13 protein-coding genes are annotated in these 13772 nt (G+C 75.5%); 4 read left to right on the top strand and 9 right to left on the bottom strand.

Annotated elements, in window-relative coordinates; translation table 11 throughout:
* Positions 1 to 4: 4 nt before the first annotated feature.
* The 6 genes from ACFY60_RS06370 to ACFY60_RS06345 form a co-directional block, all read right to left on the bottom strand.
* Entirely contained in the window at positions 5 to 619 is a 615-nt protein-coding gene (locus ACFY60_RS06370) for a hypothetical protein (RefSeq protein WP_388610190.1), read from the bottom strand.
* Positions 620 to 756: 137 nt separating this feature from the next.
* Complete coding sequence (locus tag ACFY60_RS06365) at positions 757 to 1563, bottom strand: type III pantothenate kinase (RefSeq protein WP_388609299.1); 807 nt, start codon at positions 1561 to 1563, stop codon at positions 757 to 759.
* Positions 1563 to 2591, bottom strand: a complete 1029-nt coding sequence (gene nadC / locus ACFY60_RS06360) for a carboxylating nicotinate-nucleotide diphosphorylase (RefSeq protein ID WP_388609301.1) — start codon at positions 2589 to 2591, stop codon at positions 1563 to 1565. Before nadC ends, ACFY60_RS06365 begins: the two co-directional genes overlap by 1 nt.
* On the bottom strand, positions 2592 to 4286 hold the full coding sequence (locus tag ACFY60_RS06355; RefSeq protein WP_388609303.1) for an L-aspartate oxidase: 1695 nt from the start codon (positions 4284 to 4286) through the stop codon (positions 2592 to 2594).
* Positions 4283 to 5374, bottom strand: a complete 1092-nt coding sequence (gene panC, locus ACFY60_RS06350) for a pantoate--beta-alanine ligase (protein WP_388609304.1) — start codon at positions 5372 to 5374, stop codon at positions 4283 to 4285. Before panC ends, ACFY60_RS06355 begins: the two co-directional genes overlap by 4 nt.
* A complete protein-coding gene (locus ACFY60_RS06345; protein WP_388609307.1) occupies positions 5371 to 6468 on the bottom strand; it encodes a Rossmann-like and DUF2520 domain-containing protein in 1098 nt (365 codons plus the stop codon). Before ACFY60_RS06345 ends, panC begins: the two co-directional genes overlap by 4 nt.
* A 146-nt stretch (positions 6469 to 6614) precedes the next feature.
* Between ACFY60_RS06345 and ACFY60_RS06340 the strand changes: the two genes are divergently transcribed.
* Entirely contained in the window at positions 6615 to 7874 is a 1260-nt protein-coding gene (locus ACFY60_RS06340; RefSeq protein WP_388609309.1) for a threonine aldolase family protein, read from the top strand.
* Positions 7875 to 7976: 102 nt separating this feature from the next.
* Here ACFY60_RS06340 and ACFY60_RS06335 read toward each other — a convergent pair whose 3' ends face one another.
* Positions 7977 to 8198, bottom strand: coding sequence for a hypothetical protein (locus ACFY60_RS06335; protein WP_388609311.1), 222 nt, complete (start codon positions 8196 to 8198; stop codon positions 7977 to 7979).
* A 100-nt stretch (positions 8199 to 8298) separates the two neighbouring features.
* Between ACFY60_RS06335 and ACFY60_RS06330 the strand changes: the two genes are divergently transcribed.
* A complete protein-coding gene (locus ACFY60_RS06330; RefSeq protein WP_388609312.1) occupies positions 8299 to 9387 on the top strand; it encodes a DUF5937 family protein in 1089 nt (362 codons plus the stop codon).
* Between the two features lie 26 nt (positions 9388 to 9413).
* On the opposite strand, the gene ACFY60_RS06325 is transcribed toward ACFY60_RS06330, so the two are convergent.
* Positions 9414 to 10088, bottom strand: a complete 675-nt coding sequence (locus tag ACFY60_RS06325; protein WP_388609315.1) for a response regulator — start codon at positions 10086 to 10088, stop codon at positions 9414 to 9416.
* A gap of 36 nt (positions 10089 to 10124) precedes the next feature.
* Positions 10125 to 11327, bottom strand: a complete 1203-nt coding sequence (locus tag ACFY60_RS06320; RefSeq protein ID WP_388609317.1) for a sensor histidine kinase — start codon at positions 11325 to 11327, stop codon at positions 10125 to 10127.
* A 97-nt stretch (positions 11328 to 11424) separates the two neighbouring features.
* On the opposite strand from ACFY60_RS06320, the gene ACFY60_RS06315 reads away from it, so the two are divergent.
* Together ACFY60_RS06315 and ACFY60_RS06310 are read left to right on the top strand one after the other, a co-directional pair.
* Positions 11425 to 12474, top strand: coding sequence for an SAM-dependent methyltransferase (locus ACFY60_RS06315; protein ID WP_388609319.1), 1050 nt, complete (start codon positions 11425 to 11427; stop codon positions 12472 to 12474).
* A gap of 151 nt (positions 12475 to 12625) precedes the next feature.
* Positions 12626 to 13768 (top strand): NADH-quinone oxidoreductase subunit D, encoded by a 1143-nt coding sequence (locus ACFY60_RS06310; protein ID WP_388609321.1) that lies wholly within the window; start codon positions 12626 to 12628, stop codon positions 13766 to 13768.
* Positions 13769 to 13772 lie beyond the last annotated feature (4 nt).

The raw sequence follows: 13772 nt of genomic DNA, 5'->3' as shown, positions 1-13772 counted from the left end.
CTAGCTACCCGGCCACCCGTTCCTCGGCCGGGGGCGGGGATACGGGCCTCCGGCGTGGCGGGAACACCTCGGAGGGCTTGGGCACCGGGCGTTCGCCGGGGGTGGGCGAGGGCGGCGGCTTCGGCCGGGGCTCCTCGGCGGCGCGCCCGCCGGGGAGCGCGAGGAGCCGGGCGCGCGGGACGGAGCCGTACGGCGCCGCGGCGGGCGCCGGGCCGGCGAGGGCGGCCGTGGGGCCCGTGGCCTGCGCGACGCGGGCCAGGCGGGCGCGGACGGAGCGCTCGGCGAGGATCTGGCAGCGGGTGAGCAGCGCGGCGGCCGCGGGGTTGCCGCGCAGGGCCCGCAGGGCGGCGAGGTCGTCGGCCCCGGGGTCGTACCCGGCGGCCAGCGCGTCCTGGAGGAGTTCCAGGTAGCCGGGGAGCGAGCCGGGCAGGGCCTCGCGGTAGCGGGCCAGGTCCGCGAGGAGGAAGGCGCGCAGCCGTCCGGCCTCGCGCACGGCCTCGTCCACGGCTTCGGCCAGGCGCAGGCAGTCCTGCACGTCCTCGTCCTGGAGGGGGGCGGGGTGAAGGGCGATGGCAAGGGCGCGTCGGAGCACACGCAGCTCGTCCGCGCTGAACGCCATGCCGCCGCGGGATCCGTATGGCGTGGGCATGGACCGACGATACGCGCTAATCGGACAAATTTCGCTTAGCGATCATCGCGGCGCGTCGGTGGGAGGCCGGGCGGGCACCGGATCCTGGGCCCGCCCGGACCCGGGCGTCACATGCGGGAGACGTTGCGCTCGTACACCAGGCGGAGGCCGATCAGGGTCAGCCACGGCTCGTGCTCGTCGATCTCCTTCGAGTCGCCGATGACCATCGGTGCCAGGCCGCCCGTCGCGATCACCCTGACGGTGGACGGGTCGCCCTTGGGGCCCACCAGTTCGCGCTTCATGCGGGCCACGACGCCGTCGACCTGGCCCACGTAGCCGAAGACGATGCCCGACTGCATCGCCTCGACCGTGTTCTTCCCGATGACGCTGCGCGGGCGGGCCAGCTCGATCTTGCGGAGCATCGCGCCCTTGACGCCCAGCGCCTCCACCGAGATCTCGATGCCCGGCGCGATGGCGCCGCCCACGTACTCGCCGCGCGGGCTGACCGCGTCGTACGTCGTCGCGGTACCGAAGTCCACGACGATCGCCGGGCCGCCGTACAGCTCGACCGCCGCCACCGCGTTGACGATGCGGTCCGCGCCGACCTCCTTGGGGTTGTCCGTGAGGATCGGGACGCCCGTCCGCACGCCCGGCTCCACCAGGACCGCCGGCACGTCCCCGTAGTACCGGCGGGTCACCTCGCGCAGCTCGTGCAGCACCGAGGGGACCGTCGCGCAGATCGCGATGCCCTCGATGCCGTCGCTCAGCTCGACGCCGAGCAGCGGGTGCATGCCCATGAGGCCCTGGAGGAGGACCGCCATCTCGTCGGCGGTCCTGCGCGGGTCCGTGGAGATGCGCCAGTGCTCGACGATCTCCTCGCCGTCGAAGAGACCGAGCACCGTGTGGGTGTTGCCGACGTCGATGGTGAGCAGCATCAGGCCCGCACCTCGCGCAGGTCCAGGCCGATGTCGAGGATCGGGGAGGAGTGGGTCAGGCCGCCGACCGCCAGGTAGTCGACGCCCGTCGCCGCGTACGCCGCCGCGTTCTCCAGGGTCAGCCGGCCCGAGGACTCCAGGACGGCGCGGCCCGCCACGATCGCCACGGCCTCCTCGGTCTCGTCCGGGGTGAAGTTGTCCAGGAGGATCAGGTCGGCGCCGGCGTCCAGGACCTCACGGACCTGGTGCAGCGTGTCGACCTCGACCTCGATCGGCACCTCCGGGAACTGCTCCCGCACGGCCTTGAAGGCCTCGGCGACCCCGCCCGCCGCCACCACGTGGTTGTCCTTCACCAGGGCGGCGTCGGACAGCGACATGCGGTGGTTGACGCCGCCGCCGCAGCGGACCGCGTACTTCTCCAGGGCGCGCAGGCCCGGCGTCGTCTTGCGGGTGTCGCGGACCTTGGCCTTCGTGCCCTCCAGGGCGTCGGCCCACGCGCGCGTGGCGGTGGCGATGCCGGAGAGACGGCACAGGATGTTCAGGGCGCTGCGCTCGCCGGTGAGCAGGTCGCGGGTGCGGGCGGTGACGCTGAGGAGCTTGTCCCCGGCCCGGACGCGCTCGCCGTCCTCGACGTGCCGCTCGACCTCGAACTCGTCCGTGCAGACGATCGACAGGACCGCCTCGGCGACCCGCAGGCCCGCCACGACACCGGCCTCGCGGGCGGTGAAGTCGGCGGTGGCGACGGCGTCCTCGGGGACGGTCGCCACGGTGGTCACGTCCACGCCGCCGTCCAGGTCCTCGGCGATCGCCAGGTGGGCGATGTCCTCGACCTGGACGGGGTCGAGACCGGCGTCCGCGAGCAGCTGGGCGAGGTCGGGGTCGAGCCCGCACTCGAACTCCTCCCCGCCGCCGCAGCCGCAGCCGTCGCCGCAGCCGCCGGCCTCCCCGGCGGACGCGGCCGAGGGGGCGCTGATCTGGATGAGAGGGACGTCCACGGGTTCGGGACGGCTTTCCTCGGGCGTGCTCACTTACTGCTCCCTGGGGGCGTCGGCGGTGGGGGGAAAGTCATGCGTGCCGGTCGTCCGGACGTCGAGGGCCCGTTCCGGCGTGAGGCGTACGACGAGATGACGGCGCCAGGCCGCGTCGTCCCGCTCGGGGTGGTCCTCGCGCCAGTGGCAGCCCCGGGTCTCCGCACGGCGCCGGGCCGCGGCGACGAGGACCCGGGCCACGCACAGCAGGTTGGTGGTCTCCCAGGCCTCCACGCCGGGCGCGGCCGCCTTGGAGTCGTCGGTGCCGCCCGCGAGGGCGTCCTCGTGCAGCGCGTCCAGCGCCTCGGCGGCCTCCCGCAGGCTCTCCGCGGACCGCAGCACCCCGGCGCCGGCCGTCATGACCCGCTGGATACGGGTGCGGGCGCCGGCCACCGGCAGCGGCAGGGTCACCGGGGCCGGGTGCGGCACGGGGGCGCCGGCCGCGCGGGGGGCGCGGGCCGCGATGTCCTCGGCGATCCGCTCGGCGAAGACCAGGCCCTCCAGGAGCGAGTTCGACGCGAGCCGGTTGGCGCCGTGGACGCCGGTGCAGGCGACCTCACCGCAGGCGTACAGGCCGGGCACGGTGGTCCGGCCGGACAGGTCGGTGCGGACGCCGCCGGACGCGTAGTGCGCGGCCGGGGCGACGGGGATCGGCTCGGTGACCGGGTCGATGCCGTGGGCCCGGCAGGCCGCCAGGATGGTGGGGAAGCGCTCGGCCCACATGGCGGCGCCGAAGTGGCGCGCGTCCAGGTACATGTGGTCGGCGCCCTGCTCCAGCATGCGGCGGGTGATCGCCTTGGCGACGATGTCCCGGGGGGCGAGCTCGGCCAGCTCGTGCTGCCCGAGCATGAAGCGGACCCCGTCGGCGTCGACGAGATGGGCGCCCTCCCCCCGTACCGCCTCGGAGACCAGCGGCTGCTGGCCCTCGGAGCCGGCGCCGAGGAAGAGGACCGTCGGGTGGAACTGGACGAACTCGAGGTCGGAGACCTCCGCCCCCGCCCGCAGGGCCAGTGCCACGCCGTCGCCGGTCGAGACACCGGGGTTGGTGGTGGCGGAGAAGACCTGGCCCATGCCGCCGGTGGCGAGGACCACGGCCGGGGCGTGGACGGCGCCCACGCCGTCGTGCTGCCCCTCGCCCATCACGTGCAGGGTGACGCCGGCCGTCCGGCCGTCCGCGTCGGTGAGGAGGTCCAGGACGAGGGCGTGCTCGATGAACCGCACGCCCCGGTCGCGTATCGCCTCCACCAGGGCGCGGGAGATCTCCGCGCCGGTCGCGTCCCCGCCCGCGTGCGCGATGCGGCGGCGGTGGTGGCCGCCCTCCCGGGTCAGGGCGATCTCGCCGCCCTCGGTCCGATCGAAGTCGGCGCCGGTCTCGATGAGGCGGCGCACGGCGTCGGGGCCCTCGGTGACCAGGAGCCGTACCGCCTCCTCGTCGCACAGCCCGGCGCCCGCGACCAGGGTGTCGTCCCGGTGCTGCGCGGGCGTGTCGCCCTCGCCCAGTGCGGCGGCGATGCCGCCCTGGGCCCAGCGGGTGGAGCCGTCGTCCAGGTTGGCCTTGGTGACGACGACCGTACGGAGCCCGGCGGCGGTGCAGCGCAGGGCGGCGGTCAGGCCGGCGACTCCGGAGCCGACCACCACCACGTCGGCGTCGATGGCCCAGCCCGGCGCGGGGGCGTGCAGCCGTATTCCGGTCACTTGTCGGCGTCCTTTCCCCGGACGGCTCCGAAGGTCAGCGGGATGTTGTCGATCAGCCGGGTGCTGCCCACGCGGGCGGCGACGGCGAGGATCGCCTCTCCCTCGTGGTCCCCGGGCACCTCGGTGAAGTCGGCCGGGTCGACCAGGGCCAGGTAGTCCAGGACCAGCGGCGGATCGGCCTGGGCCGCGTCGTCCAGGACGGCGCGCGCGGCGGCCCGTACGGCGTCGGCGCCCCCGCCCCCCTCGGCGGCCTGCGCGACGGCGTGGGCGTCGGCGGCGGCCCGGGCCTCCCCGAGCCGGGACAGCGCCTCGGCCCGGGTCTCCGCCCGCGTCCGGGCGTCCGGCAGCGAGGTGGCCCGCGCGCGCAGCGCCTCCTGGGCGGCGAGCCGGTCCCGCGCGGCGAACAGGGCACGGGAGAGGGCGAGCGCGGTACGGCGCTCCCCGGCCGACAGGTAGCGGTTGCGGCTGGACAGGGCGAGGCCGTCGGCCTCCCGGACCGTCGGCACCCCGACGATCTCGACCGGGACGTTCAGATCGCGGACCATCCGGCGGATCAGCGCCAGCTGCTGGGCGTCCTTCTGGCCGAAGAAGGCCAGGTCGGGCGAGGTGAGGTGGAGCAGTTTGGCGACGACGGTGAGCATCCCGTCGAAGTGGCCGGGCCGGGAGGCGCCTTCGAGGCGCTCGCCCATCGGGCCGGCGGTGATCCGGACCTGGGGCTCGCCGCCCGGGTAGACCTCGTCCACGGACGGCGCGAAGACGACACCGGCGCCGGCGTCGAACGCGATCTCCAGATCGGCGTCGAGCGTGCGGGGGTACCGGTCGAGGTCCTCGCCGGCGCCGAACTGGAGCGGATTGACGAAGACGGTGACCATGACGAAGCCCTGGTCACCGACGCGCTCGCGGGCGGTGCGGATCAGGGTCGCGTGGCCCTCGTGCAGAGCGCCCATGGTCATGACGACGGCCGTGCGGCCGGGGGTCGCCCACCGGGCGGCGGCGTCCTTCAGGTCCTCGACCGTGCGGACCAGCTCGGCCGGCTCGTGGCGGACGGGCCGGGCGTCCGCGGAGCGGTCGCGGGCGAACAGGTTCATCGGTCGTCTCCTCGCGGCCCGTCGCCGCCGGGTCCGCCGTCGGGGCCGGGGCGGTCGGGGTGGGGCTCGCCGTCGGGGGCGGGGCTCTCGGGGTCGGGGGCCGCCTCCGGGCCGGGTGTCCCGGAGGCCCGGGGCGTGTCGGGGTCGCCGGGTGCGGCCGCGGCGCCGGGCCGGGGCGCGGCGGGGGACGGCTCGGCGAGGACGCCCAGGAGGTCCTCGGCCAGTTCCGGCTTGAGCAGGCCGTGGGCGAGGGCCCGGTCGGCGGTCGTACGGGCCATCGCCAGATAGCCGGCGACGGTGCCCGGGGCGTGCTTGCGCAACTCGGCCACATGGGCGGCGACCGTGCCGGCGTCCCCGCGGGCCACCGGGCCGGTGAGGGCGGCGTCGCCGGACCGCAGCGCGTTGTCCAGGGCGGCACCGAGGAGGGGGCCGAGCATCCGGTCGGGCGCGGCGACACCCGCCTTGCGCAGCAGCTCCATCGACTGCGCCACCAGGGTGACCAGGTGGTTCGCGCCGAGGGCGAGGGCCGCGTGGTAGAGCGGGCGGGCCTGCTCGGCGATCCACTCGGGCTCGCCGCCCATCTCGATCACCAGCGCCTCGGCGGCCAGCCGCAGCTCCTCGGGGGCGGTCACCCCGAAGGAGCAGCCGGCGAGCCGCTGCACGTCCACCGCCGTGCCGGTGAAGGTCATGGCGGGGTGCAGGGCCAACGGCAGGGCGCCCGCCCGGCGCGCCGGGTCCAGGACCCCGACCCCGTACCGCCCGGAGGTGTGGACGATCAGCTGCCCGGGCCGGACGGCGCCGGTCTCGGCGAGGCCCTCGACCAGGCCCGGCAGGGCGTCGTCCGGCACGGTCAGGAGGACCAGGTCGGCGCGGGCGAGGACCTGGGCGGGCTCGACGACGGGGATCTCGGGCAGGAGCTCGGCGGCCCGCCGCCGGGAGGCGTCGGAGACCGCGGAGACGGCGACGGGCCGGTGCCCGGCGAGCCGGAGCGAGGCGGCGAGGGCGGGGCCCACACGGCCCGCGCCGACGACTCCGACGGTGAGCCGGGCCGGTCGGTCCTCGACTCGGGCCTCGGGCGCTGCTGGTGCGTTCACGGTGGGGACGGCCTTCCGTTCCAGTCCTCGGCGGGTACCGGACGATTTCTGGTCATGCTACGCCAGCGTTTACCAGCGCTCCGTGGCTGTCCACAGGGCGCCGGTGACGGTGTGATGATCGGCCCATGGACGTGAGGGGAGAGGGCATGGACGACACGAGGGCTGTGGACGACGCGGAGGACCCGGGGGGCGGGGACGGCCCGGCGGGCTCGGGAGCCGCGGCCGCCGCCGGGCGCCCGGGGGGTCCGGACGGCCCGGCGGAGTTCGACGAGGAGACCGCCCGGCTGTACCGGGCGAAGGTGTGGGGCGGGGCCCGGCGCAAACTGTGGGAGGCCCCGACCGACGCCACCCTCGCGGAGCGTCTGCGCGAGCTCGCCGACTGGACGGACGCCTCCGCGCACGGAGGCACCGTGGTCGACACGTACGGCGACGGGGTGGTGGAGGTCCTGGAACGGCGGGTGGCCGCCGCGCTCGGCCACCCCGCCGCCGCCTTCTTCCCGACCGGGACCATGGCGCAGCAGGTGGCGCTGCGCTGCTGGGCCGGGCGCACCGGCAACCCCGTCGTGGCCCTGCACCCGCTCGCCCACCCCGAGGTCCACGAGGACGACGCCCTGGGCACGGTCGCCGGGCTCCGCACCGTCCACCCCACGGACGCGCCCCGGCTGCCCACGGCGCAGGAGGTCCGCGACCACCCCGAACCCTTCGGGACGCTGATGCTGGAGCTGCCGCTGCGCGAGGCGGGCTTCGCCCTGCCCACCTGGGAGGAGCTCACGGACGTGGTGGCGGCCGCCCGCGAACGGGACGCGGTGGTCCACTTCGACGGCGCGCGGCTGTGGGAGTGCCCCACGCGTCTGGGCCGCGGGCTGGACGAGATCGCGGGTCTCGCCGACAGCGTCTACGTCTCGTTCTACAAGTCCCTCGGCGGCCTGTCCGGGGCCGCGCTCGCCGGGCCGGAGGAGCTCGTGGAGGAGGCCCGGGTCTGGCGGCACCGGTACGGGGGCCTCCTCTTCCAGCAGTATCCGGTCGCCCTGGCCGCGCTCCGGGGCCTGGAGACCGAGCTGCCCCGGCTGCCCGCGTACGTGGCGCACGCGCGCGTGGTGGCCGAAGCGGTGCGGGAGGCGCTGACGGAGGCGGGCACCGGCTGGTTCCGGGTGCACCCGCGGGAGCCGCACACCCACCAGTTCCAGGTGTGGCTGCCGTACGACCCGGACGTCCTCACGGCGGCCTCCCTCGCCCAGACCGAGGCCATGGGCACGGCCCTGTTCCGCCGCTGGTTCACCCCCGGCGCCGGCGGGCCGCCCGGTGTCGCCTTCACGGAACTGACGGTGGCGGGCCCGGGCCTGGAGTGGACGGCGCAGGACGTCCGGGTGGCGGTACGGGACTTCCTGACGCGCGTCCGGGCCTGAGCCGGCGACGGAGGGGCCCGGCGGAACAGGCAGCGGCGGCGGCTGCGGGAGGCCCCCGGCCGTCGGCGGGCCGGCCGGTCCCGCCCACCGGCCGCCCGGCCGTCAGCGGCCGCCCGAGCCGCCCCGGCGGCGGCGCAGGGCCGCCGCCACACGGAGCCGGAGACGGCCCCGCGCCGGGCGGCCGGCCACGACCCGTTCGAAACGGCGGCGGTCCACGGCGGCCCGGAAGAGGGCCACGTCGTACGTGCCGGGGGCGGGCGGCACCGGCTCACCGAGGCGGGCGGCGCGGTAGGTGTCGAAGAGGTACTGGTGCAGCGCGTTCATGGCCTCACCGTGCGCGCCGCCCCGCGCCCCCGGCCCGCCGATTGACGGCCCTCGTCAAACGGCGGGACACACCCCCCGCCCCACCCCCCACCATGGTCCGGTGAGCGTGACCATCGACATCACCGGACTGCCGCACGAGCGGATCACCTTCTGCCCCTCGCCGCTGGCCGAACTGGGCGCCGCCCTGCACGCGCTGGCCGAGCCGGCGCACCACCCCCGGCTGCACGCCTGGACCACGACCACGGCGGCCGCGCTGAAGCCCGAGCTCGCGGACCGGCTGCACGAGGCCGACTTCATGTGGCACACCACCCGCTCCGACCTGCTGCTGCCACCGCGCCCCCGGGAGACCCTCGCCGAGGAGCTGGACGACCTCGACCGCATGGACGACGAGCAGTACGTCGGCGCCGCCCTGGAGATCTCCTGCAACAGCCGGTACCGGCACGGCGCGCCCTCCCCGCTGGTCGACGAGCACATGCGCCGCCGCGCCCTGGAGCTGGGCGCGGCACGCGGCCCCCGGCAGGCCGCCTTCGTGGAGCGGATGCTGGCCGATCCCACCGGCACGCGCGCGTGGCTGCGGCGGCTCCTGGAGGACTGCGACGAGGCCTTCTTCGCCGACACCTGGCGGCGCGTCCGGATCCAGCTCGCCGCCGACGCCCGCCACAAGACGGAGCTGCTGCGGCGCAAGGGCCTGGCCGAGGCGGTGGCCGCCGCGTCCGGCGCGATGACGCTGGAGGAGGACGAGCACGGGCGGCGGATCGTCGTCGACAAGCTGGTCCAAGGCCGCACCAGCGCCCAGGGCTCCGCCGTGACGTTTCTGCCGACCGCGTTCGGCTGGCCGCACCTGTTCGCCCTGCACGCGCCGGGCTGGCAGCCCGTCGTCCAGTACCCGGTCGCCGACCGGGACCTCGGCGGCGCGGCCTCCGTCGAGGCGGTCGCCCGCCGCCTGGAGGCCCTCGCCCACCCCATGCGGATGCGGCTCTGCCGGAGCCTCGCGCGCGGCGCGAACACGACGAGCGAGCTGGCCGACGCGTACAACATCTCCGCCCCGGAGGTCTCCCGCCACCTCGCCGTCATGAAGAAGGCCGGTCTGCTCACCACGCAACGGCGCGGCCGGTACGTCCTGCACCAGCTCGACGTGTCGGTCGTCGCCCGCCTCGGGAGCGACTTCCTGGAGAGCGTGCTGCGCTGACCCCCGGCGCCGGGGGCGGGCGGCCCCTACGCGGCGCCGCCGCCCGCCCGGACCAGGCCCGTCTCGTACGCCAGGACGACGACCTGCACGCGGTCGCGCAGGCCCAGCTTGGTCAGGATCCGCCCGACGTGCGTCTTGACCGTCGCCTCGGAGAGGACGAGACGGGCGGCGATCTCACCGTTCGACAGGCCCTGGGCGACCAGCAGCATGACCTCGCGCTCCCGGTCGGTGAGCCGTTCCACCTCCTTGTGCTGCGGCTCGCGGCCCGAGGACGGCAGCATCGGCGAGAACCGGTCCAGGAGACGGCGGGTGGTCGACGGCGCCACGACCGCGTCCCCGCTGTGCACGGACCGGATCGCGCCGAGCAGCTCGCCCGGCGGCACGTCCTTCAGCATGAACCCGCTGGCCCCCGCCTTCAGACCGGAGAACGCGTACTCGTCCAGGTCGAAGGTGGTCAGGATGAGCACCTTCGGCGGATTCTGCTGCGCGCAGATCCGCCGGGTCGCCTCCACCCCGTCCAGCTTCGGCATCCGCACGTCCATCAGGACGACGTCCACCGCCGTGGAGCGCAGCACCTCCAGGGCCTCCACGCCGTCGCCCGCCTCCGCCACGACCTCCATGTCCGGCTGGGCGGCGAGCACCATGCGGAAACCGGTGCGCAGCAGCACCTGGTCGTCGACGAGCATCACGCGGATGGACATACGGGATTCCTTCGGGGAGAGGGGAGGGGCTCGGGGTCAGGTGGCGGGCTTGAGGGGCAGGAGGGCGCTGACGCGGAAGCCGCCGCCGGGGCGCGGCCCCGCGTCCAGGGTGCCGCCGACCATGCCGACGCGTTCCCGCATGCCGATGAGGCCGTGGCCGCGCCCGTCGGCGCCCCCGTCCTCGTACATCTCCTGCGGCGCCCCCCGCCCGTCGTCCTCGACCAGCAGGCCGAGGCCGTCGTCGAAGTAGACGAGGCGGACGCTGGCTCCGGCGTCGGGCCCGCCGTGCTTGCGGGTGTTGGTGAGGGCTTCCTGGACGATCCGGTACGCGGTCAGCTCGACGCCGCTGGGCAGCGGGCGCGGGGTGCCCTCGACGGTGAAGTCGACGGTGAGCCCGGCGCCCCTGACCTGCTCCACGAGGTCCTCGATCTGCCGCACGTCCGGCTGCGGCACGTACTCCCCGGCCTCCTGGTGCTCGCCGGTGCGCAGGATGCCGAGCAACCGGCGCATCTCGGCCAGCGCCTGCCGGCCGGTGGTGGAGATGGTCTCCAGGGCCTGCTTGGCGGTCTCCGGGGACGCGTCCATGACGTAGGCGGCGCCGTCGGCCTGGACCACCATCACGGAGACGTTGTGGGCGACGACGTCGTGGAGCTCCCGGGCGATCCGGGCGCGTTCGGCGGCGACGGCCACCTTGGCCTGGGCCTCGCGCTCCTGCTCCAGGCGGAAGGCCCGTTCCTCCAGCTGCGCGAAGTAGGCGCGGCGGGTGCGCAGGGAGTCACCGAGGACCCAGGCGAGCGCGAAGGGCACGGTCATGATGACCGTGAAGAAGACCCGCGCGGCCCCCGAGTCGGGCTCGTCCGCGGGCCAGCGCAGCTGCGAGAGCGTCGCGGCGCTGAGGCCGCCGAGGAGGGCGAGGCGGGAGGCCCAGCGGGGTCCGTCGTGCGCGGCGACCGTGTAGATGATGACGAGCATCGCGAAGTCCGCCATGAACGGCACGATGCCGAAGGCGAGCTGGGCGACCCCGAGGACGACCGCGAGCACCAGCATCTTCTCGGGCGCCCGCCGCCGCAGGGCGACGACCAGCGAGAACAGCGCGGCGACCACCCCGTAGGCGGCGGACCGGTCGACCGACGGATAGGTCGAACCCACCCACAGCAGCGACAGCCCGAACAGGACGACGGCCCAGAAGGTGTCGACGCCCGTCGGGTGTCTGCGGAGGAAGTCGTAGAGGCGCTGCACGTCACCCAGAGTAGGGAAGAGGGACGGGTGGGGGGATCAACCGTGGGGCCGATCCTGGGCGCGAAGCCCGTACTCCCCGAGGTGGAGACTGGGGTCCGTGACGGATGAGACGTGTCGACGGCGGGAATGGGCGGGCTGGCGCGAGGCGGCGGAACGTGCGCTGTACGGCCCCGGTGGCTTCTATCTGCGCCCCGAGGGGCCCGCGGCGCACTTCCGTACCTCCGTGCACGCCTCCCCGTTGTACGCGGCGGCCGTGGCGCGGCTGCTCGGCGAGGTGGCGGCGGAGCTGGGCACCGACGAGCCCGCGTTCGTGGACGTGGGCGCCGGGCGGGGCGAACTGGTGACGCAGGTGCTCGCGGCGGCTGCCGGGGCGGGGCTCACGGTGCGGGCGTACGCGGTCGAGCGGGCGGACCGGCCCGCGGGCCTCGATCCGCGGATCGTCTGGACGGACCGGGTGCCGCGCGGGGTGCGGGGGCTGCTGTTCGCGAACGAGTGGCTCGACAACGTGCCGGTGGACGTGGCCGAGGCGGACGCCGCGGGCGTGGCGCGGTACGTGGAGGTGGCGCCGGACGGTACGGAGCGGCCGGGCGCGCCGGTCACGGGACCGGACGCGCGGTGGCTGGCCCGCTGGTGGCCGCTGCGGGAGCCGGGGGCGCGCGCGGAGATCGGCCGGCCCCGGGACCGGGCCTGGGCGGAGGCGGTGGCGTGCGTGGCGGCGGGCCGGGCGGTGGCCGTGGACTACGCGCACGTACGTGCCTGCCGGCCGCCCTTCGGCACGCTGACCGGCTTCCGGGAGGGCCGCGAGGTTCCGCCCGTACCGGACGGGAGCTGCGATCTGACGGCGCACGTGGCCCTGGACGCGTGCGGGGCGGCGCCGGGGGCGGGTGGCCCGGAGGGGCCGGGCGGGGACGGTCCGGGCACCGGCGGGGGCCGTCTGCCGGAGCCGGAGCTGGTGACGCAGCGGGAGGCGCTGCGGCGGCTCGGGGTCTTCGGCGCCCGGCCGCCGCTGGCCCTGGCCTCGTCGGATCCGGCGGCGTACGTGCGGGCGCTCGCCGCGGCGGGCGAGGCGGCCGAACTGACCGCGCCCGGCGGGCTCGGTGACTTCCTCTGGCTGATCCAGCGGGTGCCGGCGGCGCGGGAGGGGTGAGCCGGCGGGTGCCGGCGGCACCGGGACACCCGGGCGGGTGCGCCGGGTGGCCGCCGGGCCGTGCGGCGGGAGCGGTGGGGTCCCCGGCCGGGCCGTGCCACGGGTCCCGGGGGCGCCGGGGAGGCGTGGGGCGGCAGGGGATACTGGCCGCATGACGGAGACGACGGTCGGAATCGGCGGCGCGGCGGAGAGCACCGACATGGTGCTGAACATCGGGCCGCAGCACCCCTCGACCCACGGTGTCCTCCGGCTCCGGCTCGTGCTCGACGGCGAGGTCGTCCGGGAGGCCGAGCCGGTGGTCGGCTACATGCACCGGGGGGCGGAGAAGCTGTTCGAGGCGCGGGACTACCGGCAGATCATCATGCTGGCCAACCGCCACGACTGGCTCTCCGCCTTCTCCAACGAACTCGGCGTCGTCATGGCCGTCGAGCGGATGCTGGGCATGGAGGTCCCGGAGCGGGCGGTGTGGACCCGCACGCTCCTCGCCGAGCTGAACCGGGTCCTCAACCACCTCATGTTCCTCGGGTCGTACCCGCTGGAGCTGGGCGGGATCACGCCGGTCTTCCACGCCTTCCGGGAGCGCGAGGAGCTCCAGGCGGTGATGGAGGAGGTCTCGGGCGGCCGGATCCACTACATGTTCAACCGGGTCGGCGGTCTGAAGGAGGACCTGCCCGCCGGGTGGCTCGGGCGGGCGCGGCAGGCCGTCGCGGACGTGCGCTCGCGGATGGACGTGTACGACCGGCTGGTCCTCGGCAACGAGATCTTCCGGGGCCGGACGCGCGGGGTGGGCGTGCTGAGCGCGGAGACCGTCCACGCCTACGGGGTGTCGGGGCCCGTCGCCCGTGCCTCGGGCGTGGACTTCGACCTGCGGCGCGACGAGCCGTACCTCGCGTACGGGGAGCTGCGGGACACCCTGCGGGTGGCGGTGCGGCAGGACGGTGACTGCCTGGCCCGGTTCGAGTGCCTGCTCGACCAGACGCACAACGCGCTGGACCTGGCGGACGCCTGTCTGGACCGGATGGCCGAGCTTCCGCCGGGGCCGGTCAACCAGCGCCTGCCGAAGGTCCTGAAGGCGCCGGAGGGGCACACGTACGCCTGGACCGAGAACCCGCTCGGCATCAACGGCTACTACCTGGTGTCGAAGGGCGAGAAGACCCCGTACCGGCTGAAGCTGCGGTCGGCCTCGTACAACAACATCCAGGCGCTCGCGGAGCTGCTGCCGGGGACGCTGGTGGCCGACATGGTGGCGATCCTGGGCTCGCTGTTCTTCGTGGTCGGCGACATCGACAAGTGACCGG

It is taken from the genome of Streptomyces sp. NPDC012827 (assembly GCF_042900905.1).
GTDB classification, from domain to species: domain Bacteria; phylum Actinomycetota; class Actinomycetes; order Streptomycetales; family Streptomycetaceae; genus Streptomyces; species Streptomyces gulbargensis.
Note: the sequence above shows the minus strand (reverse complement) of the source record. Positions and strands in the feature narration are given on the sequence as shown.